This window comes from Paenibacillus sp. FSL L8-0435, from assembly GCF_037965655.1.
Classification (GTDB): Bacteria; Bacillota; Bacilli; order Paenibacillales; family Paenibacillaceae; genus Paenibacillus.
The window spans coordinates 806,252-828,706 of the sequence record NZ_CP150185.1 but is presented as its reverse complement, the minus strand read 5'-3'; the positions used below and the strand labels follow the sequence as shown (position 1 = coordinate 828,706).

The following is a 22,455-nucleotide window of genomic DNA, read 5'->3' as shown; positions in this document are numbered from 1 at the left end:
ATGAAAAAAATCGTGTTAATGCTCATGGTTTCGCTTATGGCCTGTATTCCTTGGGTCACTGTTATTGAAGCGGCAGAAATTAATCATGATCAGGTAGTCGGATTCCAGGAAGTTACGCCTGTCACCGTCACGCAACAAGCAGCCAAGCGTTTTCAGCCTTTTCTAAAAGTCTATCATGGATGCGTGCCTTTCCCCGCAGTGGATCAACAGGGCAATACCAGTGCTGGCTTGAATACGTCCGGGTCATCGAATGGGAACTGTAGCTCAAATACAGGGCAGATCTACTCCCGCTCCGCATGGCACAATGGGGTGTGGGCTATCATGTATTCGTGGTATTTCCCCAAAGACTCCCCTTCCTCTGGACTCGGCCATCGTCATGATTGGGAAGGGATCGTCGTGTGGGTCGATAATCCGGCAGCGGCCAATCCCCAAATCCTCTCCATCGCCTATTCCGGTCACGGACAATTTACAAAAGTTACACCAAGCAATACCAATACACAAGGTAACCATCCGTTGATTTCCTATAATAGTACCTGGCCACTGAACCATGAGCTTGGCGTTACTAATGCTGTAGGTGGAACTCAGCCTTTAATCGGATGGGACGATCTGACTTCTGCGGCACGGAATGCACTCAACACCACGGACTTTGGCAGTGCCAACGTACCTATGAACGATAACAATTTCACGAACAATTTGAACAAGGCCTGGTTTAGATAAAAAAAGAAAATCCTCTTCGAGTGAACAATTCACTTGAGGGGGATTTCATTATAATGCGATCGTATTCCGATCGCCATATAGGTCCAGCTAAAAGCTTCCCGCCAGAAAGCTCCTCGGAACATGACTGTCTTTATCCTTACTCGAAGAATAAGTTATTCTGTCCTCGTATCGCTCTTCAGCCAACCTCAAAATCCGATTTTTCTACCTGCATGCAGCTGTTTATACCAGAAATAGACGGTGCAGCCTACACAATAACCCAGCAGGGCCGCACTTGCAGCCATGAGAAGCATGACGGAGAATACATAACCTGCAGCTACCCAGCTGAGCGAGAACGAGATGAGTGCCAGAGACAGGAAGAGTACAGCCAGAATATTGTTGAATCGCTGGAGCTCCACCGCCTGCGTCTCTGTCCCTTGACCAGTCAGCACGACTTTGCCAATTTGCACAAACAGATTCAATTTGCCACTGGAAACCAGCCCCACCACCTGAATGATCCACAGCAAGCCCAGAACTACCAGCGGATTGAACACAAACGAGAGTAAAACAAACAATACAATACCGACCTGATTCGCTTTCACATAGCGCATAGGTATTTCCCGCATCTGTATATCTCCTTATCCCCATTTTATTAGTTGGTTTTATTGTAGTCGGTATGCAGGGAATGAGCAATACATCATTTAAGGGGAGTAAAATCTCTTTTCAGCACGTCCCAATGGGGAGTCGGGACGCCTGTTGTCTTTTTCCAATCGGTAAATGCATTATTTAACGCCTCAATCTCTCCAAAAGAACCCGCAATCAGCTTATGAATTGGAAGCACACTATAGATCTTCAACAGAAGGTGCAACATCCGTTGATGCTTGCGAATCATTTTAGCCTGAATCTCCGGTATAATCGTTATGCCCATAGCCTCAAGCACGCTAAAGCCCTCATCCATCGCCCTAATCATATGTTGGATTTGCTTTCTGTTCCCGTCCAACTTGATCAACTCACGCTTCTCATTAAAGCTCACCGCATTAAGCATCAGAATGGGGATGATATGGCTTTTCAGCCAGGCATCAATATCGCTCAGGACATTTAACTTGTATTTCACATGTTGGAAAGCTTGATCCAGCAAAGGTTTGAAGCCTATCTCACCGTCCAGACTGCCGATCACCATTTGTCCGCTACCTCCACCGATCGATAACATTCGGTCCTTTTCCCGCTTTCCTCCACTCACATGGAATCCAAACGCGACCTGTTTTGCTACCCTGCTGTTTTCCTCCAAAAAATTTTGCATGCTTCGCGCATCTGCGTTGTTTCCCACAATCACAATATTGCTGCTCTGATTCTCTGCCAGAATAGGTAACACTGAAGGAAAATCATTATATTTCATGACAACAAAAATCAGATCATATTGGTCATCCATTTCCAACGTTCTGGCTACCCGAACCGGATCAACTGTCGTTTTGAATTGAAAAACATGCCGGATGACGATTCCATCCTTCTCCAGCTCCTCTGCCCGCTTCCCTCTAGCCAGAATGGTGACTTCATTGCCGCCGCGCACCAGAACATGCGCCAGTTGACTGCCCAAAACACCTGCACCATACACTAATATTTTCATTGGTTATCCCTCTATTTCATATTTTATCAATATTCGTTGCTTTATGAACATTTGTTGATAAAATAAGATTAACAAAGCACCTACTGTGCTTCAATCGTTAAAATATCCGTTTTTGTTGAATAATCAACGAATGATTCCTTATTGTTGAAAACCATCATAGGAGGGGCCATGGACAGACGAGTACTCAAGACACGAAAGGCGATAATCGAAGCTTTTGTCGGGTTACTGGAAGAACGGGATTTCGAGCAAATTACGATAAACGATATTGCTGATCGGGCTAATGTAAACCGAGGAACAATCTATTTGCATTACGCTGACAAGTTCGACCTGTTGGATCAATGCATTGAGACCTATTTGCAGCGGTTGTTGGATGCCTGTATGATCGAAAGCTCTACTACAACACCCGTTACGGCCAAGGATGCGCTTCTCAGAACCTTCCGTTATCTGGAACAACATGCGTCTACCTATACCATACTTCTAACCAAAAAAGGTATTCCGGCATTCCGTAGTAAGTTGATGACATTGTTGGTCCAGGGAGTGGAGGAACAGATGGATGCCTGTGGTATACAGGAAGGTATGAAAAAAGAGATCACCATACAGTTTCTTGCTTCCGCTGCTGTGGGCCTCCTGGAGTGGTGGATTATGAATTCCATGCCTTATCCGGCCGAGGAGATCGTTGACCAATTAATAAGTTTACTGGAGCTACATCTGCAATTGCACGCACCGATTAATGGATAGCCCAATTTCTTTCAAGTGATCTACAACAAACAAAAACCACGTCCTTCGACGTGGTTTGATTGTTTATGAAGCTATGGAGTTCAAATCAATTGATACGACATTACTGCGAGCGATGTGATTACACACCTATGCCAAAGCGATCACTTCAAGAAGAAGCTTTAACCTCATTACATCTCTCCAGCAAAATCTGGATTTGGCGCTCCAGCCACTGCCCAAGCAATGGATGTGGTAACAGTGTCTCACCGCTGTACACATAGTTCAGTTCCTGCAGCCGATCCGGGATAACGTTCCTCGTGAAATAACCGGCACTCAAAAACAGCGGCGCCACAATGACTCGGTTCCCCCGCTCTTCGCTCCAGTACTTCACTTTATCGTACACACTCTCCGGATTCAGCAATGCATAATCCATATGGGCTACACCACTAACTTCCTGCACACGCTCTGCAAGGGAAGAAATTCCGGCTTCCCAACGCTCGCGAAAACCATCATGAATACTCCCATGGCCTACCAGCAGAATCGTTTCCTTCTCTGGTTGCTGCGACAACAATCGGACTTTGTCCCACACCATCACGGCAATATCCGGATCGTTATCCACCGGATACCCGAAGTGAACCCGAGCCTTCACATCGAACGGTTCCAGATCCGTTTCGCGATCAGGTGTTTCCTTTGCACCAATGGCATATTCAATTTCATCCACATGTGTACTCCCGGACGAAACAAATAGAGGTACGACCAGAATATCGGTTACGCCTTGTGCTTCCAGTCGGTCGATACCGTCCTGGATCAGGCGTCCTTCCACAAGTTCAAGAAAACCGGCTTCAACCGGTAATGGAATAGGCAGATTCAACCGGGAGATCGCGTCATCGACGGATTCCACCCAGGTCTGCTCCTGTGAACCGTGACTGATGATGAGTACACCCGGCTTCTTCATATTAGCGTCCCAGGCGTTCCAGCGTCATTTTATAACCATCATTGCCGTAATTCAGGCAGCGTTTCACACGTGAAATTGTAGCTGTACTCGCGCCTGTCTCTGCTTCAATCTGGTTATACGTATTGCCTTTACCCAACATACGAGCCACTTCCAGCCGCTGGGACATGGATTGGATCTCGTTAACTGTGCAGAGGTCATCAAAGAAAACATAACACTCTTCAATATCTTTTAGCGTCAAAATAGCCTCGAATAGTTGTTCAATGCTTTTATCATTTAGCTTTTTCAGCTGCATTTCATCATCATCCCCTAGCGGTTACTGTGTACCTACATTGTACTCACCCTGAGTTGGTATTTCAAGCGTTACCGATTTCACGCACTACAGAATAAAAATACATGTTACCGCTTACAAAAGGTACTATTGTCCTCCCCTCGCGTACATCGGACGAATTTACCGCGCTATTTCCCAGTTTTCACCTGTATATATCCGATTACTTATGTAGGATTTCAATCCTCCTAAATGTTACAACTTTGTGTCTGAACTGCATTTTACTCTTCGTGAACCTGCCATCTTACATGCGCCCAAATCCGCAAATATCCCGTTTTCCGGGATACCCGCCTACGCCGTCTCTCCGCGAATGACATACAGTATAACAAAAGGGAGTTCCACAAGGGTCTATGATGTACATCTGTCATGCAACTCATGGAACGCAATTCCGAAATCCAACATAGAAGGAACGTGATCGTTCATGCCACAGCATTATTATCACCGCCAGCCAGCACCAAGGCAGCGTCCGTCTTCTCATGCTCATCGCCAGGCGCATACTTCTGCCTATATGCCGCCCGGTGTGGTTCCACGGTCTTTGAATGAAACCCAGATCCAACCGATGTACCCTGGCGTAGAACCACACTACCCGGGCTTTGGTGAAGTCGAAGCATCTGCAATCGTACCGTATGGGCAAGGTGTAGCTGGCGGGAACTTATATGGAGGCGCAGCTCAGGTTCTTCCCCCAGCTCCGGTACCGGCGCCTGCTACTGGCAGTTCCGGCTTTTCATTAGCCAACATCGGTGAGTTAAAAGGAATGATTGACCGCTTCGGCGGCATTGATGGGATCATGAGTGGAATAGGCAAAATGCAGAAGGTCGTCGGTGGGATCCAGCAGATGGCTCCGATGATGAAACTTGTTATGGGCATTCTGCCTTTTGGAAAAGGAAAATCGAATAACAGCGCAGCTGATGCAGACTATGAAGAATATACGCCACCCCGGAAACGTAAAAACAAACGTCGGAACAAAACAACGAATGCTACACGTCGCCGCAACACAACTCCAGTCCGCCGCAAATCCAATTCCACGAAGCGTCGTCCCAAAAGTCGCAAAGGTTAAAAAATCCAGGCATCCCCTTGCAAAAGGCGGGTGCCTTAACAACGTTCATCCGTATACAAATAAATTTCAGGAACTTACGTTCTTATTTCTGTAATTTGAGGTATACTGGATAGTAACTAAAGGAGGCGGACCATGGAACTTATCAAAGACAAATACACTCCCGCATTAATCGATCGGACCGGCGAACTGTTGCGTCAATTCTACCCAAAGCTGGATACACAGCAATTTCATGAATTGGTTTTCGCTGAAGGCTGGGGACAGTTAGAATTCAAAGCGCGCATTCGCAGAATCACACTGGCTTTGACCCAGGTACTGCCGGACAATTATGAGGAAGCATTACATATTATTGAACAAGCCGCCCCGACGATGAGAGGTGTTGAATATCTATTTGTACCCGATTTTATCGAAGTGAACGGACTTGACCCAGAGGATTACGAGTTATCCATGAAGTATCTGACCCTCTTCACACCTTATTCCAGCTCTGAGTTCGCGGTACGCCCGTTTATTGAACATTATCCAATCCAAACGATGAAACATATGATGACGTGGGCAGAGAGCAACAACGAGCATAACCGCAGACTTGCCAGTGAAGGCAGCCGGCCACGGTTGCCATGGGGCGCCAAACTCCAGAACTTTATCACCGATCCAACACCTGTACTTCCGATTCTGCATGCATTGAAACAGGACGAGTCCCTCTATGTTCGCAAAAGTGTCGCCAATCATCTGAATGACATCTCCAAGGACCACCCTGAACTAGTTATGGATCTGGCCACGACCTGGTATGGACAACATGTACACACAGACTGGATTGTCCGGCATGCCAGCAGGTCATTACTGAAGAAAGGACATAGCAAAGCACTAAGTCTTTTTGGTTATAACGAGCAGGATTCGATTCACATTGAGCAGCTTCTGCTTGTCCAGGATTCGATTAGCATTGGCGAGGATCTTCACTTTTCGTTTGATGTCGTTAATGAGAGCGGCGAGTCACAGATGCTGCGAATTGAATATGAGATGGGTTATATGAAGGCAAACGGCAAACAGGCTCCCAAACGATTCAAATGCTCCGATAAAATGTACCCGACAGGCAGAACCAAGGTAGCCACTACACAATCGTTCAAAATCATTACAACAAGAAAATATTATGCTGGACTACATACACTAACGATTGTTGTGAATGGTAAAGAGGCAGCAACGACTTCTTTTGTTCTTGAAGTGGAGTAACAGGAAGACATCGTAAGTTATACACAGCTTACTGCAGCGGAATAGTTATTCACATGTGGATACATTTTTTTTTCAAAACTTCTAATAGAAGAATCAGAAAGGCCACCTGGCAAGCATCATCTCCCGACAGTTATTTCTGCCTGAGATCCTTGTCCAGTGGCCCTTTTCATATGTAACAAACGTTGCTTCAGCTAGCTATCTTCTTCTGATGATCTGCTTGCAATAGCGTGCGCTTATCACCGAAAGATGGAACTGCATACGGAGCAGTAAGGTATAACATTTTCTACTTAAACCAACCCCGTTTTACAAACCAAGCCACCATACTTCCGCCAAGCACAAACATTAACAGCAGCACCGCACCATACCCAAACTTCCATTGCAGCTCAGGCATATAGGCAAAGTTCATGCCATAAATACCCGCGATCAGTGTGAGTGGCATAAATACGGTCGTAATCACCGTGAGTGTCTTCATGATCTGATTCATCCGGTTGGAGTTCAGGGAAATATAACTGTCGCGCAGGTCAGCGGTCATCTCCCGATCAGCTTCAATCATATCCGTCAGCTTCAATAAATGGTCATAGATATCGGTAAAATAAGCCGTATGTTCACCTGTTCGCTGTACATGCTGGGAATTGACCACCCGATAGAGCAGATCCCGCATCGGTACTACCGTTCGTCTCAGCTTCAGCAATCGAGTCCGCAGATCAAACACCTGGTTCATCAAGTCTTCAACTGACTCCTGTCCACCCCGGTTCTCCAGTTCAGCCAGTTCATCCTCAATCGCAAATAAAGACGGAAAATAATGATCGACCAGCTTGTCCATCACCGTATAGGCTGCTGCCACCGGACCTCGCGCCCAGATGGTTCGTTCATGTGCATGGTGCAACAAGCGCTCCCACGCTTCATCCACTTCCTCCAATACGCCATGATGAAAAGACACTAGGAAGTTTGATCCGAGAAACAAGTCAACCTCCTCGGCTTCCAGTGTGGACGGGTTCAGTGCATGCAGTACAAGAAACTGCAGATTATCATAATAATCAAGCTTAGGCCGCTGCAATACATGCAGACAGTCCTCAATAGCTAAAGGGTGAAAATGAAAATATGTATCCAGCAAACGGCTTTCCTCTTCCGTTGGCTGGTTAAAATCGGCCCATACCCAGGCGTAATCGTTCAGATCCAGCTGTGTAAGTGGTACGTTAACGGAGACTTGATGTTCTCGTGTAATGGCGAGTGTACGAATCATAAATTAGACCACGTCCTTGTCCTGTATCTTTACGTCATTGTACAACTTTAACCATAGGTACGTCTCCCACGTGTCCAAAATATCCACAGACGCATTCAAACTCGACAACAAAAAAAGCCAACCCTGTTGGCTTCTCTCATTTCCCTATCCACAGTTCCCTGTATCCACAGGAATATCTTCTTTTGGTTTATCATTCCACGGATGGCTATCCACATATCCAGCCTGTCCACACGTTCATGCACAGGCGTCTCTTGATTTTGGTTGTATATTTATCCACATATCCCGATATTCACACAGTTATGAACAGATTGTCTGGTAACTCCGAATTTGTTCGGGATAACTTCTCTTTTTAGAAAATAATCCAGTACAATAATCCTGCCAGTGCCCCAGTAATCGGAATCGTAATGAACCACGTAATAATAATACGTCCAGCAAGTCCCCATTTCACCGCAGAGAAACGTTTCGCGGAGCCCACACCCAGAATAGCTGATGTGATCGCGTGCGTTGTACTAACTGGAAGGTGAAGCAACGTTGCTGTGAAAATAACGGATGCAGCTGACAGATCCGCGGCAAAACCGTTGATCGGTTCAATTTTAAAGATTTTGGTACCCATCGTTTTGATGATTTTCCAACCACCAATGGATGTACCCAGAGCCATCGCAGTTGCTGCTGAGATTTTAACCCACAGCGGAACATCCAGATTATCCTGCACACCTGCTGCAACCAGAGCAAACGTAATAATCCCCATCGCTTTCTGTGCATCATTCGTACCATGCGTGAATGCTTGCAGTGCTGCCGTGAAAATCTGTACCGTACGGAAACCTTTGTTCACGTTATGCGGACTGCGTTTGGCGAAAATATATTTGAGAATCGTCATGACCACATAACCTATCGCAAATGCGATCAGAGGTGATAATAACAAACCACCGACGATATCAATGAATCCGCTCCATTTCACTTTATCAGATCCTGCGCCAACGAGTACGGCACCTGCAAGGGCTCCAATAAGTGCATGTGAGGATGAGGACGGAATACCGAACCACCATGTAACCAGGTTCCAGATAATCGCTGATATCAAGGTGACTATGACGACCTCTATCCCGTTATCCAGCGTGGTGGGGTCGGTCACACTCCCCCCAATCGTCTTCGCAACACCTGTGAACATCATCGCACCGACAAAGTTCATCACCGCTGCCATAAGAATAGCTCGACGTGGCGTCAGCGCTCGGGTTGAGACCGAAGTCGCAATGGCATTGGCCGTGTCGTGAAAACCGTTGATGAAGTCAAACGCCAGTGCAAGGAAGACGACTATACCTAATACCCAAATCGTTGTTTCCATTATTCTCTGGCTCCTTAAGAATTACGCATAATGATGGATTCAAGCACATTCGCTACGTCTTCACAAGCATCCGTTGTTGTCTCAAGACGCTCGTAAATTTCCTTACGCTTGATCAGTTCAATCGGATCAGACACGGTAGCGAAGAGATGTTTGATACACATGCGAAGCACTTCGTCGCCCTGGTTTTCCAGATCATTCAAACGAATGGTGTACTCACGAATAGCCAGCAATTTTTTCTGGGACAGCAGATGGATCGCCTTCTGAATTTCGTAAGCCGATTGGCGCAAAATTTCAGAGAACTGAACGATAAATTCATCCGGTTCAGTCAATTGGTACATATAGAAACGGGAAGCCGTTGCTTCGAGTCCGTCCAATACGTCATCAAGTGTTGTTGTCAGCTCCATGATGTCATCGCGTTCGATCGGCGTGATAAATGTTTTGTTGAGTTCTGTAATAATCGTATGCACGAAATCATCACATTTCGACTCGTACTTCTTCATTTCATTAGCGAAAAGAGTCACATCCTGAAGGTTGGAAACATGCTGGGAGAAATAATCCGCCGCTTGAACAACCGTATCTGCCATGTTCTCCAGTGTCTCAAAAAATATATCCTTCTTCTTCTTAAGCTTCATAGCTCTATCCCCTTTACGAGAAAAATTGCTGATAACCGATGAAACATGAAATGACAACCTTTGATATCTTATCATATTTGTTTCATGGTTTGTACAAAAGGTGTGATCCTTTTTTATATTCTTATCACATTAATCTGAAATGAATCTTAATTATTTGGAATAATGGTAAATTCAAGTCAAGATTTTACACTGCGTTTACAATTCGACATCAAAATACAGAATCGACACGATTCTACTTTTCACGATAAGGTAAGTTATAATGCCTTTTTGACAACAAAATGGATACATGTTTCATTGTTTTCTTTCATTACATCCTTTTATTGGTGCACAGCCAGCTTCACGTGACTGGAAAATTCCGGTTGATTGGGAACAATGCTGATAAAGGTTTTACCCGGCACAAGAGCAACTTCATTACCACCCTGAGCAAATCGTATAATATCCCCCTGCTTCTTCACCCACTGCCCACGAATCATCTTGCCCTTCTGAAACAACATGGCTTCCCCGCCCTGTTCCAAATTAACGGACAACCGACCTACACTATCGAGCACCTTGTGATCTGCACCTGCCACAATGATGTTCGCTGCGCCAAGTTGAGTGCCATTATCCAGATCCTGATCTGCCTTGCCATTCACCATTCTCATATATCGTCCGCTAACTTCATCATAATCATACGTCACCCGGTAACTATCCAATAAATAATGGATATCGAATTGCTTCACTGCCTCTCCTGCGGATGTCGCGCCTTCTTCGTTATAGATGTATACGGGAGACTTGAAGTCATGGCTATAACCCTTGATATCTGATCCTTCTCTCAGCTTGTCCGCTGAAGTATATAGATTATGCGGAGCTTTACGATCAGAGGAACGCCAGAAATATGGTCCACCATTCGAAATTTCATCCATATGCTGTTTCTGCTGCCTTTGCAAAATGGAATACGCATCCGGACTGCCTCCAGCGTGAACAAGTACCCCATCATAACTCTCGCCCAGCTCAATCAGATATGGACGTATACTGCGGACAGGTCCAACCGTCTCCGCACCGCCTTCACTCTGGAAGATGGCTATGAAACGGGTAATGCCTCCCTCAGCGAGGACTTCAAGAATGATATCGGCTGAACTAAGACCCGATTGGGGCCGAGCTGCTGGTGCATTATTAATCATTACGGCGAGTGGTCGACGCGTAATCGCTTCATCTACAGGCAGACCCGTCAGAGGTGCTGTATAAAGAGACGTGTTGGATTCCTCCACATTCTGTTCTTCTTGTACAGGGGCAAGTGTCGGTTCTGGCTGAAGTGGCATCGGGGTCGCCTCCTGGTTTTGGCAGGCAACAAGACTCAATGAGAGAATAAAGAGAGATGCAGCCGATGCTGCTTTGTTCCATTTAAAAAGCTTCAATATAGGACCTCCTGAACGATATGGCCTGGTTCTAAGTTGTGATATATGTCTCATGTAGGCAACCATTTCACGTATTTCTTTCCATTTAATCACACCCCATCCGATTTGTCTGCGCCCAGAAGGCCTTGATACAGCGTGTAATTCATATTTGAAACAGCATATCGCGAGAAAAATATGTCCTAAATGTGAACTCCTCAAACCTTACTTAAAATTTGAACTAGATTGTGATTTTAATCACAAACAAAACGACTTTTGAACTATACAATAAAGACATCAAAGGTGATCACTTAGAAAAAGAAAAAAAACAACACACACTAAATTCCATGAAGGAGTGGTTCATATGTTCAGCACAAACCAATGGCTTAGAGAAAACAAAGTAGCAATGTGGATTTTGACAGTACTTCGGGTGTATATCGGTTATGATTGGATGACTCATGGATGGAGCAAATTAACTGGCGGATTCCAAGCTGGCGGGTTCTTGGCCGGTGCGGTAGAAAAAGCAACAGGTGATCACCCGGCTGTCCAAGCTTGGTGGGCAACGTTCCTTGAGAAATTCGCAGTACCAAACGCAGGACTGTTCGACTTCGTTATCCCATTGGGTGAATTCCTTGTAGGTTTGGGTCTCATCCTCGGCTGCTTCACAACACTGGCTGCCCTGATGGCTATGGTCATGAACTTCGCGTTCCTCTTCTCGGGAACAGTAAGCACGAATGCTCAACTGGTTGTAATGGAAATCTTCCTTGTCGTTGCTGGTGCAAATGCAGGTAAAATTGGTCTGGATCACTGGGTACTGCCTTACCTTCGCGGATTGTTCACTCGTAACAACAAAGGAAATCTTCCTAAAGACACACCAACGATTAGCCCTACTCAAAAAACAGCTTAAGCAATCATTCATAGCATTCTCGGCCCTGCTCCCAATCCCCCTGGAGAGCAGGGCTTTTTACTTTTCAAAATCAGCCCGAATGCCTGACTGACTTGCCCATCCACAGAAAATCGTATTATGATGAAATAAAGTTGAACTTCAAAGGAGTACAGGATATGCCGACCCAGCGACGTCTCGAGACCGATGCGGACTTCCAGGAAGCCATGAATATGAAGTATAAGGTTCGAGTTTTTAAAGATAATCACCAGATTGACTCCGGTGGCATCATTATCCGTTTTGACAGCAACACCGTAGTGGTACAATCCAGTGTCAGTGAGCTCGCTTATCATTCGCGTACAGACTGTGAATTGTTCGAAATCCGCAAATAAAGATCTATTGCATGAATAAGTCCTTGTATTGAAAAAAGGTTACTGTAGCCCATCAAGGGTGTACAGTAACCTTCTTTTTTGTTTATATATTGTAATTGTATGCATTAATACACGTTATTCGTACGAAACTGGCTTCAAGCACCATAATCAGGCTGTTGTCTGTTCCAAGTTACACGCCGTCTCCAAACTGCCAGCAGTTCAAACTGAGCGTTCCATAAGGGTAAGACTGGAATAGACGCTTCGCTGATCGGGACATATCCGCTGTACCCATGGCGTAGAACAAAGGTGCAATGTGTTCTGTACCATACGACGGAACCGCCGTACGTGCATGAGGGGCTTTTTTCTCATATTGAAACAGTTCTCTTGTGTTCCACTGCTGCAAGCGCTCCCCGATCCAGTTATCAAACTCCACCGCCCACTCTTGCGGTTCATCCGTATTGCCCAGCAATCGCAAATTGTGAACCGTTCCACCGCTGCCAATGATTAACACATCATCATGCCGCAGCTGTTCCAGCATTCGGCCAATATCATACTGTTCCTGCGGCGTACGCAGTGAGTCTACAGATACAGCAATCACAGGAATGTTAGCCTCGGGATACATATGGAGCAACGGTACCCATACGCCATGATCCAGCCCTCGGCCTCGAATCGGCTGATGTGCCAGATTGCTGCGGGTGAACAAAGCACATATCTCGTTTGCTAAATCTGGCTGCCCAGATGCAGGGTATTCCATCGTATACATCGTAGAAGGAAATCCGTAAAAATCATGCAAGGTCTGATGTGTATCATCCATCGTCACGGACGGTTCAGGACAATCCCAATGCGCCGTAAATACGACAATGGCTTTCGGAGCCGGCAGCCTGTCTCCAAGCTGGTTCAAGAAGTGAGTGTAGTCATTGCTCTCCACCGCCAGAGCGGGAGAACCATGCGCAATGAAAAGTGCGGGTAATGTCATTGCTGCCAACCTCCAGACACGGATAGAATGCTTACTCCTCTATTTTACCCTTAAGAAGGCGCTTTTCCAAGCTGACATCCCAAACAGTTGTAATCCTGCCACTTATATCATCCAGTGCTGCCAATCCTGCTCGATCTTCTGACGTTCGCCAAGCCACTCTCTGGTACGCGTAATCAGCTGTTCCCGCTCTTTACCTGAAGAGAAGGTGTGATCGCCCTGGAAGATGATCTCCTTGTCACAGCGGCCCTCTTGGCGCATCCAGAATACCTTTTGATACAGGAATGCGTAGTCTACAGGAATAATCTCATCTGACGTGCCATGCACGACGAGTACATCTCCGCTAAACTTAACTGCTTCCTGGAATGGCTGTTGTTCAGCTAGGGACTCGAAGAACGTCGGTGTGAATTTGTATCCCAGATAATCAGCCGCACCCAGTTTCACGCCTTCATCGTATACTTCCCGTCCCGTAATCTTCACGATATCATTGAATGGATAACCCACGGAGGACCACATCACCAGGTTTTTGACACGTTTGTCACGTACTGCAGTTAGTAATGCAACGGCACCACCCAGACTATGACCAATCAGCGTAACACGCGTAGGATCTACATCACTGCAATTCACCGCGTAATCCAGCACCGATCGGGTCTGCAGCACCATGGACTCCAGTCCTTCCGCTCCGTACTCCCCACTGCTCTCTCCGCAACCGATATAATCGAAACGCAGGACCAGATAACCGTCTTCAGCCAGCTCCCGAGCAGTCTTTACAAACAAACGATCCACGCCGATCCGGCTACCAACAAAGCCGTGGCAGATGACCGCCAGAGGGACCCGTTGCTGGCTCTTCTCCTCCTTGATATCTTTCACAACCGGATAATGAATCGTGGCTGTTAATTCTTCCTGCCCATGACGGATACTGATCTGACGTTCCATACCGATTTCCCCTTTCACGCTTAGCCTGTTGAGCTTCATTTATTAAATATATATAATCCGATAAGTTTAGTGTGTATTAAGATGTTATTCATATATTATCATCCCGTAACCTTCAAGTCAACGTACGTAAGAATCCTTTCTACGTCGACTGTTATTCTACATTTTATCGGTTGATGACCGCAAAAAAATGAGCCACGCTGATAACAGCTGGCCCGGATATCATTTGGAATTCTAACAAGTGTTGCAGGATCGTTATTCGTAGCTTCTACGGAACATCTCGTGGGTCTCCACCCGCCCATTCCACTCATGCTCATGACCCGAATCACTATTGTCCCAGAAACTTCTTCCCTTCAAATTGCCATCTGTCAGTTCTTCTGCATACTCCGTATCCTCCAGGTTCTCTTCAAAGGATACAACTTCGTCCACGACTCCACGGGAGTTGCTGTTCAGTAGCAGCTTCCGCGTCAATTCTGTTTGTTTATCCATAACAAGCACACTCCAATCTTGGATTTCTGTTGGAAATGCTACTATTGTGATGGAATCGGCTGCTCTTTATGCATCCTTCACACAATCGTTAGATCTGGGAGGCGTGAGGGTATTTTTTTACATGAACAGGGGAAAATAAATGAACAAACATAGGTAGCATATGCCTCGGAATCCTTCTGCCGAAAGGAATGAATTCATGGAACATCTACTGGAATGGATTCAACATCACGGTAAACTGGTGCTGTTATGCACCTGTGTTATACTGGCCTGTGTATGGATATGGGTCCACCATGAGCAGCTTTTTTATAAGGAATAACTTTGCGAAACGAGAGCCCTTCCCGTATACTAAAATACCGTCAGGGTCTTCAGACCATTGGAAGATCAGAACGTGTGTAGACAGGGGGAGCAATCATTGGGGATTTCCTATAAGAAGCTTAAAGAAATACAGAATCGGCAAATAACCGAGATGAGTCGAATGACACCTGAACATGTGAAATTGTATGACCAGATCAGCACAATTGCGCGTCATGCGCCAGCGGACGAGAGAACACAGGAAGAGTGGATACTCTCCGCAGGAAAAGCAATCGTACAGGCTCAGCGGGATAACAAACCCGCTCGCGAGTTATACGGACCTGATCTGGAACAAGACATCCATGCACAGCTCGGGATAACAAATAAAGCACCGGAGAAGACGGCTGCCGTTGAGCTGGGTAAATCCAGCCCAACTCGTGGTAATAGTCCAACAGCTTCATCGAAAAAGAAAGCCAACGCTGTAGAACCACAGCCAACCGAGAATCCAGAGCCTGTGAAACGGACACCAAAGTGGTATGCCATGATCGCTTGGGCGGCTTTGTCTTTTGTCATGTTGATTCAAGGATGTGTGGGATTGTTCGTGGGTTGGACTGGCGGAGATACGGAGCCTTTCCAACACATTAGTCTGTTCTCTCTGATCATTGCGGCAGTTGGAGGGATCGCATTGGTGGAGATGCTTCGCCGTCTTGCTGAGCGACCGGACGATGAAGGAGCGGACAAGAACACCGTACCTAAGGTTAACCTTAAGGGAATCATCATCTACATCGTCATCGTGGTCCTTGTGCTATTTGTAGGGTATCCATTGCGTGATAAATTGCCGGTATTTGCACTGGCTCCGTGGGTGAGTGCGGTGATCGGAGTTGTGGGACTTGCAACGGTAAGGCCTTTATTTGGACAAAAGAAAACTGCATAACACGCTACACGTTATATAAGCGAGGCTTCACGAATTCGTGAGGTCTTTTTCCATTTGGAGCTGATTCCGATGTTTGATTCCTTTGCCCGGTGTCTCTCCAAACTCCCGCTTGAACATCCTGATGAAATAGTTCACTTCCATCCCAACGGTCTCTGCCGCCTCTCGAACACTTGCTCGTGGATGCTTGTCCATCCAGTCCGAAGCCTTCTTTAAACGTAATCTTTGCATATATTGATGTCCTGTCACGCCATAATGCTGGTGAAATAATCGATTGAGATGCTGAACCGAATAACCCACTGCGTCAGCAACATGCTTCAATAACAGATCGTCTTGATAGTGCGTATGCATCAATGCTACTGCTCGGATGAGTGCATCCTTGCTCGGATCAGACTCCCGATTAGAACGTGTTACAGTGCCGTCCTGTGCCATCGATGATCCATCACCGCCAATATCTACAACAGATGGAATTTTCGATTGTGCTATATCCAAAATAAGCTGGTAGATCAGGGTTGATGTGTTCCACATCTCCGTTGCTCCTCGATCCAGCCCATGCCAGAGATTGGTCATCCTTGACCAGATGATTTCAAAACCGGAGATATGGTACGGCTCGTTCTGAATCAAACCCGCGCATTGTAGCACCGATCCAGCCGATGCACCGCCAATACCGATATAACCAAGTTCTCCTTTGGATTTGGAATGAGGCACATACTCATGCGCAACCTCGGGTTCCATGATAAATAACTGCCCTGCTCCCATCGTCCATGCCCCTTTATCCGGAAGCCTGAACTGCCCTTCACCACCATGTGACAAAAACAATTGATACACCGGAAATCCATTCGGTCTATGCAGAACTTTCTCTTCCTGCGTGCCTACACAATACAGGTACAGCGGCAACCGGGAATCCGGCAGGCCGGTCAAACGAAATGCAAGCATTCCATCATTCCTTTCGGCTCATAGGCTTTACATAAGGTAAACTAATGATATTTACACTGGCCACTCCGTTTCGTGTAAATGTTTAGTTCGATCTATATCGCCTATTTACCTTTATTATCCATTATTCGTTCCTTATGTAACAATGGTCTAAGGAACCTTTTTGGCGACAAGATTTTCAAAAAGCAATTTGAAATACTAGCCAGACGATTGTCGTTCATACATAATGAAAACACCCTTTCCGGATGGAAAGGGTGTTCGAGTTTGTTTCAGTGTAAATTTTTACATTCAGCCCTGTGGAGGTGTTTGCCCCTCACTTGAGGCTGGTGGATTGGTAGAAGGCGTCGGCTCCTGTGTTGGCGTAGACTGAGCTTTATCAAGCTTGAATGTATCCGATGGGCCTGAAAGTGTATGTTTATTCGTTGGTGTATTTGCAGCAACTGAAAGAATATACACCTTGTACTCGCCTCCTTCCACCAGATTGGCTCCAGTTGAATCTATAGCTGTTTTCGTTAATGTAACTTCAACCGCTGCAGGATTTCCAATTGGGTAGCTAGTGTTAGAGCTTGCTGTAGTAATATCCAAATTATCTGTTCCTTTAACAATAAAGAGTCGGTATGCAGAAATCCCAGTTTCAGAAGTTGGTTTAGCAAAGCTAAGCTTATAACTTGCCTCGGTTACAGTACTTGTATTTTGAAGACCTGTTATAGTGGCAGTTTGAACCACATTTGCTTGTGCAAAGATATTAAACTCATTGGAAGCAGAAGACAGATTGGAAGCACGTGATGTACTGTCCGAAACGGACAAGACAAACACTCTGTACTTCTGTCCAGCTACAAGGGCACTACCATTAATATCTCGATGTCCACCGTTTAGTACTACCGGACTGCCTGCATTGTTTTTGTTAATTTCAATAAAAGAATTAATTCCAAGAGCAGAACTTGTATTGAATGCACTCACTTGGTTAGCAGGCACAATCAGGATACGATAATTGGAGATATTGGTCTCGTTAGTTGCCTTATTGAAGGTTATTGTTACATCCGAAGGCGTTCCAGACTGTCCTTGATCTTTAACGGTTGCATTCACATTACTCGCCACTGCTACAGCGGAATTTGAAGTTAATGTGATTACACTGGAGGCTGACGATAATGCATTTGCCAAAGATGTATTATTATTCACAGCCATCACGTAAACGCGATAGCCTACATCATTACGGATCAAGTCACCATCCACTGTTCTCGAACCAGATAAAGTAATCGTCTGGTTGCTTCCAGTTCTACTTACATACGTATAATTTGAGCTATTCACTGTATTGGCTACGTTCAGATTGAAGCTGCCTGCATTTGCATTTTTCACTACAAACACCCGATAATGATTCACATTTGTCTCATCTGCGGATTTAGTGAACGTCACACGCAGATCACGTCCATCTCCAGTATCCCCAATATCACTTGCAACCACATTGCTCGGAGCTGTTACAGCCGCGTTTGCCGACAATGTAATTTGGGAAGAGTAACCAGACAAAGCATTCTGACTGGAGTTTCCGTTGTTGTTCACCGACAGAACGAATACCCGATAAGCAACATTATTGCTAATGGTATAACCATTGGTATCTACCGCATAGTTTGGAAGCGTAACGGACAGGTTACCACCCGTTTTGTTCACCTGCGTATAGTTGTTTGACGCATTAGCTGCGCTTAGTGTGAAGCTGCCCACATTAGCGGAACGAACTACATATACTCGGTAGGCAGAGATTCTGGATTCATCCGCAGCTTTGTTGAAAGACACCCGCAGATCACGCCCATCACCGTAGTCACTAATATCCGCAACAGACAGGTTGCTAATAACTCCCGCGTTACCGGTCGTTGTCAGTCTCAGAGCTGTGGAGGAAGCTGACAGCGCATTGGTGTATCCATTTTGCTGATTGCCCACCGCCATCACAAAGATGCGATAATCTTGCAGATTCGTTACGTTATAACCACTTGTGTCCTTCATGGATGAAGGCAAAGTCGTTGTAATGTTGTTACCTGTTTTATTCACCGTATAGTACAGACTGGAGGACAGGTTGCTTGCCGTTGTCAGATTAAAGCTGCTGGCAACCGAGTTGCGCACCACAAAGACGCGATAATTCGCCACCTTGGACTCATCTGATGAACGGTTGAAGCTCACCTGAATATCACGACCATCTCCATAATCCGAGTTATCCTTCACCTGCGTAATTACTGGAGAGGTTGCTGTGTTCACGGACAGCGTAAGTGAAGATGTTGCTGCGGACAGCTTGCTGTCTGTTGTTGTATTAGTGCTTACCGACAAGATGTAAACTACATATGCTGTACCGCTTTTGATCAATTCGCCGGACGTATCCCGTGTCGAAGAAGTCAACTGGCTTTTCACTGCGGTACTGTTTCCTTTGTATATGATCGTGGAGTTTGCACTGGACACTTTGTTCGCTGCAGCCAGATTAAATGCAGAAGAGTCCTTCGCTTTAACAACAAAAGCACGATAATACGTAATATTCGATGTTGTGTTCGGCTGCGTGAAGTTAATCTCCAGATCGCGGCCATCGCCATAGTCACTAATATCTGCGGCACGCAGACTTGTAACCGCCTGTACTGTGGATTTCACATTATTGAGCTTCAATGCTTGGGAAGACCAGTTCAATGCATTTTTATAATTATTGCTGCTGTTTCCAACAGTCAGTACATACAGGCGATACGTTTCATTGCTGTTAAGCAAATCCCCGTTTACGTCACGCGTCTGTGCATTAAGTGTCAGTTTCGGGTTGCTGCCATTTGGTGTAACCGATGTATAGTTCGCAGAAGGTACGGCAGACGCTGCCGACTCCGTAAAGCTATTCACATCGCGAGTTTTCACCAGCATAATTCGGTAAGCAGATACAGCCTTCTCTGAAGTTGGACGTGTGAAGCTCACGGTCAGGTCACGACCATCTCCATTACTTCCAGATACCGAACCATAGATGTTCCATGCAGCATATTGTGTCTCATCCACTGGAGGCGTCGCGGTTGTCTTGATATCTACACGCTGATTACGCGAGTTCCAGAATACTTTCTCTCCAAAAGCTTCACTGACAAAACGAATTGGAACCATCGTGTTGCCCTTAATCGTGTTCGCAGGTACATCCAGCGAGATCGCTTCTCCGTTGATGTATGCCGTTTTGGAACCAAGTTTCAAAGTAACTTCCTGATCATCACGAGTTGCAACAATCGTTTTGGTTCTGTTGGTGTACGATACCTTCGCGTCCAATCCTTCAAAAATCGACCGAAGTGGAACCAGTACACGTCCACCTTTCATGACAGGTGCCTGAGCAGATGATAACTCTGCATCATTAATATATATACTGATTCTCGCAGCTGCATCCATAACCGACGTTGGAAGTGCGGACATCAGCATGGCCGATACAGCCAGCGCTGACATTACCTTCTTCACTTGTTTTCCTCCCGCTTTCCTCATGTCCCATATCCCCATTCTCGCAATTAGTTAACATCGAAATAGATTCGCTGTTCTTTTCATTAATTCCTGTATTTACCTATGCACAACTAAGACGTTCCGATCGGCTCAAAAGTTTCCAGTTGTACAAAAAATATTTTCTCAGAAGTCTTCCTCTATCTTCCACCCTCCAAAAGTTAAAAATAACAGAAGAATTTGTCACCATTCCGCAACCACATCCTGCACCAATTGGGTTAATGTATAGTGACTAGTGAACAACGCCTATCATTTTCTCAACTACGGGAGGTTCATATCTATGACATCATCGTTTCAATCCGCCAAACGTACAGGCATGCGCACCTTCATTACAGCTACCGCCATTGTCTTGCTACTCCAAACGGCTGTCGCTCCATTATCCGGAGTCGCTGCTGCCGCTTCTTCCAGTACAGATACCAAAGTCACGACGGCCAGTTCAACAACGATATATAAAACATTTCAATCCATGCTCTATAAAAAGAACGGCTTGCCTGCCGCGGATACCTATCTCGAATCTCATATCAAAAAAGTAACAAAGCATCACGCCACCCTGATGGTGCTTCAATTGGAGAATGCTCGCCTGGAGGCGCTAACAGCCATGACGGACCGCATACTCGTACCTAATGTTCAGGACAAGATGATCAAGGCCTACAAGTTGAATGATAGCTTCACCAAACTCATGGAGCGTACCCAGGACTCTGATCTGCGTGCACTGTTAAAAGAAGCCCGTGACAGCGGCTACCGCCTCGTCATGCTCGAAGGCTCCCTCTATCCCATAATGAATTATGCGGCTTTCGTGAAATATAACTCTGAAATTAAAGAAGATATCTCTAGCTACATCAGTATCATGACAAGGGAAACGAAAAACTTGCCTGCGGATGACGGTGCTCTGGTTATTGGCTATCAGGAAATTCTCCTTCGAGCACTCGGCCAGGAAAGATTCCTGGAACTGCATCCAAAATCAAATCGAGCTAAGCAGGTGCATAATCTGTTAAACAGTTATACCCTGTATACCTTTTATGGGCTGAACAATACACCGCTGTTTGATTATGACACGAACAAAATGGTTGCGAACGCCCAAAGAGGCTACAACGGCGTCTTGCAGCGTCTTGCATCCGTCGATAGTGAATTCCTCACTAAGCTGGATGCCTTTATGGGCGTGGTTAAGGAATCGAAGTATGAGAAAACGGCTGCTGTCGAGAAATGGCTGGACCAGAATGTGCCGGTCAGCGACTATGCGAATTATTGAGTTAATCCGTTCCCAGAGTTAATATCCAGGCCAAAATTCAGGCTAAATCCCAACAGATAATCACGACAAAAACCGCCACAGGATTCGCTCCTATGGCGGTTTTCTTCATGCTTCTATCATCAAAACTGACTTAACCCGTCAGCGCTCTGTACTATTGAATCGGTTTAACCATATGATTATACTCATGTCCTGCGATGACAATCACACCGTCTTTGACATATCCCTGCCGTTCATAGAGCATTAGCGCACGGCCGTTGTCCCGTTCTACAATCAGGGATACCTGCGAGTGACCCAGCTCTCTGCCCTGCTGCTCAAAAGCAGCCATCAGTGCCCGGCCGATGCCCTGCCCCTGATAAGCTTCACTTACCGAAAGAGTATCCAGATAATACTCCCCCGGACGGGTTTCTTTAACCAAAGCATACTTCTCTTCCTGGCTTCGTCCAGGTCGATCCAGAATCGGCTGGTCCAGACGATCTGCTTCTCCGCCATCATAGGCTACCAGAATCCCCGCAATCAGCCCATCCTGCTCCATCACTGTCACATGACGATAGCTAATCCGGTTGTTTTCCTGTACATAGAACGCCTGCAAAATCCGCATCGCCTTCTCATGATCCGCCTCACCCGCAAGCGCGTATGCAATGTCTCCTATCGCCTGATACAGCAAAGGAATAACCTGATCAGCATCTTCTATGCGTGCAGGTCTGATCAGAGGAGATGTTTCTTGGTGATCTAATTGCATCTTGTAA

The 22,455-nt window shown here is 45.9% G+C and carries 22 protein-coding genes; 8 read left to right on the top strand and 14 right to left on the bottom strand.

The features are described from left to right. Positions 1 to 717, top strand: a complete 717-nt coding sequence (locus NST33_RS03870; protein WP_339306825.1) for an NPP1 family protein — start codon at positions 1 to 3, stop codon at positions 715 to 717. A gap of 185 nt (positions 718 to 902) precedes the next feature. On the opposite strand, the gene NST33_RS03865 is transcribed toward NST33_RS03870, so the two are convergent. Together NST33_RS03865 and NST33_RS03860 are read right to left on the bottom strand one after the other, a co-directional pair. Beyond that, complete coding sequence (locus NST33_RS03865) at positions 903 to 1,319, bottom strand: DUF4395 domain-containing protein (RefSeq protein ID WP_339306822.1); 417 nt, start codon at positions 1,317 to 1,319, stop codon at positions 903 to 905. Between the two features lie 71 nt (positions 1,320 to 1,390). Next, positions 1,391 to 2,317, bottom strand: coding sequence for a 2-dehydropantoate 2-reductase N-terminal domain-containing protein (locus tag NST33_RS03860; RefSeq protein WP_339306819.1), 927 nt, complete (start codon positions 2,315 to 2,317; stop codon positions 1,391 to 1,393). Between the two features lie 168 nt (positions 2,318 to 2,485). On the opposite strand from NST33_RS03860, the gene NST33_RS03855 reads away from it, so the two are divergent. After that, complete coding sequence (locus tag NST33_RS03855) at positions 2,486 to 3,055, top strand: TetR/AcrR family transcriptional regulator C-terminal domain-containing protein (protein ID WP_339306817.1); 570 nt, start codon at positions 2,486 to 2,488, stop codon at positions 3,053 to 3,055. Between the two features lie 145 nt (positions 3,056 to 3,200). On the opposite strand, the gene NST33_RS03850 is transcribed toward NST33_RS03855, so the two are convergent. Together NST33_RS03850 and NST33_RS03845 are read right to left on the bottom strand one after the other, a co-directional pair. Continuing rightward, a complete protein-coding gene (locus NST33_RS03850; protein WP_339306815.1) occupies positions 3,201 to 3,986 on the bottom strand; it encodes a CbiX/SirB N-terminal domain-containing protein in 786 nt (261 codons plus the stop codon). A 1-nt stretch (position 3,987) separates the two neighbouring features. Beyond that, positions 3,988 to 4,278 carry a YerC/YecD family TrpR-related protein gene (locus tag NST33_RS03845; RefSeq protein ID WP_017690665.1) on the bottom strand — a complete coding sequence of 97 codons (291 nt, stop codon included), beginning with the start codon at positions 4,276 to 4,278 and terminating at the stop codon, positions 3,988 to 3,990. Between the two features lie 454 nt (positions 4,279 to 4,732). Between NST33_RS03845 and NST33_RS03840 the strand changes: the two genes are divergently transcribed. Continuing rightward, a complete protein-coding gene (locus tag NST33_RS03840) occupies positions 4,733 to 5,368 on the top strand; it encodes a tyrosine protein kinase (RefSeq protein WP_339306813.1) in 636 nt (211 codons plus the stop codon). A 132-nt stretch (positions 5,369 to 5,500) separates the two neighbouring features. Continuing rightward, positions 5,501 to 6,589 carry a DNA alkylation repair protein gene (locus NST33_RS03835; RefSeq protein WP_339306811.1) on the top strand — a complete coding sequence of 363 codons (1,089 nt, stop codon included), beginning with the start codon at positions 5,501 to 5,503 and terminating at the stop codon, positions 6,587 to 6,589. Between the two features lie 283 nt (positions 6,590 to 6,872). On the opposite strand, the gene corA is transcribed toward NST33_RS03835, so the two are convergent. The 4 genes from corA to NST33_RS03815 all read right to left on the bottom strand — a co-directional run bounded on the left by corA (position 6,873) and on the right by NST33_RS03815 (position 11,197). Next, complete coding sequence (corA, locus tag NST33_RS03830) at positions 6,873 to 7,832, bottom strand: magnesium/cobalt transporter CorA (protein WP_036668386.1); 960 nt, start codon at positions 7,830 to 7,832, stop codon at positions 6,873 to 6,875. A 349-nt stretch (positions 7,833 to 8,181) separates the two neighbouring features. Continuing rightward, positions 8,182 to 9,171, bottom strand: coding sequence for an inorganic phosphate transporter (locus NST33_RS03825; protein ID WP_036668387.1), 990 nt, complete (start codon positions 9,169 to 9,171; stop codon positions 8,182 to 8,184). Between the two features lie 14 nt (positions 9,172 to 9,185). Continuing rightward, positions 9,186 to 9,803 (bottom strand): DUF47 family protein, encoded by a 618-nt coding sequence (locus NST33_RS03820; protein ID WP_221818723.1) that lies wholly within the window; start codon positions 9,801 to 9,803, stop codon positions 9,186 to 9,188. Between the two features lie 317 nt (positions 9,804 to 10,120). Next, positions 10,121 to 11,197: a DUF3048 domain-containing protein gene (locus NST33_RS03815; protein WP_339306809.1), complete on the bottom strand. Its 1,077-nt coding sequence runs from the start codon at positions 11,195 to 11,197 to the stop codon at positions 10,121 to 10,123. Positions 11,198 to 11,537: 340 nt separating this feature from the next. On the opposite strand from NST33_RS03815, the gene NST33_RS03810 reads away from it, so the two are divergent. Beyond that, positions 11,538 to 12,080 (top strand): DoxX family protein, encoded by a 543-nt coding sequence (locus NST33_RS03810; protein ID WP_036606056.1) that lies wholly within the window; start codon positions 11,538 to 11,540, stop codon positions 12,078 to 12,080. A gap of 155 nt (positions 12,081 to 12,235) precedes the next feature. Beyond that, a complete protein-coding gene (locus NST33_RS03805; protein ID WP_017690673.1) occupies positions 12,236 to 12,448 on the top strand; it encodes a hypothetical protein in 213 nt (70 codons plus the stop codon). Between the two features lie 169 nt (positions 12,449 to 12,617). Here the strand turns inward: NST33_RS03805 and NST33_RS03800 are convergent, their stop codons facing one another. The 3 genes from NST33_RS03800 to NST33_RS03790 form a co-directional block, all read right to left on the bottom strand. Further along, entirely contained in the window at positions 12,618 to 13,403 is a 786-nt protein-coding gene (locus NST33_RS03800; RefSeq protein ID WP_017690674.1) for a class III extradiol ring-cleavage dioxygenase, read from the bottom strand. 102 nt (positions 13,404 to 13,505) lie between these two features. Beyond that, positions 13,506 to 14,336 (bottom strand): alpha/beta fold hydrolase, encoded by an 831-nt coding sequence (locus NST33_RS03795; protein WP_036606057.1) that lies wholly within the window; start codon positions 14,334 to 14,336, stop codon positions 13,506 to 13,508. 252 nt (positions 14,337 to 14,588) lie between these two features. Next, complete coding sequence (locus NST33_RS03790; protein WP_047840502.1) at positions 14,589 to 14,822, bottom strand: hypothetical protein; 234 nt, start codon at positions 14,820 to 14,822, stop codon at positions 14,589 to 14,591. 412 nt (positions 14,823 to 15,234) lie between these two features. Here NST33_RS03790 and NST33_RS03785 point away from each other — a divergent pair, with 412 nt between their 5' ends. After that, complete coding sequence (locus tag NST33_RS03785; protein WP_221818721.1) at positions 15,235 to 16,047, top strand: DUF1129 family protein; 813 nt, start codon at positions 15,235 to 15,237, stop codon at positions 16,045 to 16,047. A gap of 27 nt (positions 16,048 to 16,074) precedes the next feature. On the opposite strand, the gene NST33_RS03780 is transcribed toward NST33_RS03785, so the two are convergent. Together NST33_RS03780 and NST33_RS03775 are read right to left on the bottom strand one after the other, a co-directional pair. Then, positions 16,075 to 16,980, bottom strand: a complete 906-nt coding sequence (locus NST33_RS03780) for an AraC family transcriptional regulator (protein WP_221818720.1) — start codon at positions 16,978 to 16,980, stop codon at positions 16,075 to 16,077. 285 nt (positions 16,981 to 17,265) lie between these two features. Then, positions 17,266 to 20,424: a copper amine oxidase N-terminal domain-containing protein gene (locus NST33_RS03775; protein WP_339306807.1), complete on the bottom strand. Its 3,159-nt coding sequence runs from the start codon at positions 20,422 to 20,424 to the stop codon at positions 17,266 to 17,268. A gap of 316 nt (positions 20,425 to 20,740) precedes the next feature. Here NST33_RS03775 and NST33_RS03770 point away from each other — a divergent pair, with 316 nt between their 5' ends. After that, positions 20,741 to 21,709: a hypothetical protein gene (locus NST33_RS03770; RefSeq protein ID WP_339306805.1), complete on the top strand. Its 969-nt coding sequence runs from the start codon at positions 20,741 to 20,743 to the stop codon at positions 21,707 to 21,709. 151 nt (positions 21,710 to 21,860) lie between these two features. On the opposite strand, the gene NST33_RS03765 is transcribed toward NST33_RS03770, so the two are convergent. Next, complete coding sequence (locus NST33_RS03765; protein WP_339306803.1) at positions 21,861 to 22,448, bottom strand: GNAT family N-acetyltransferase; 588 nt, start codon at positions 22,446 to 22,448, stop codon at positions 21,861 to 21,863. Between the last annotated feature and the right edge of the window lie 7 nt (positions 22,449 to 22,455).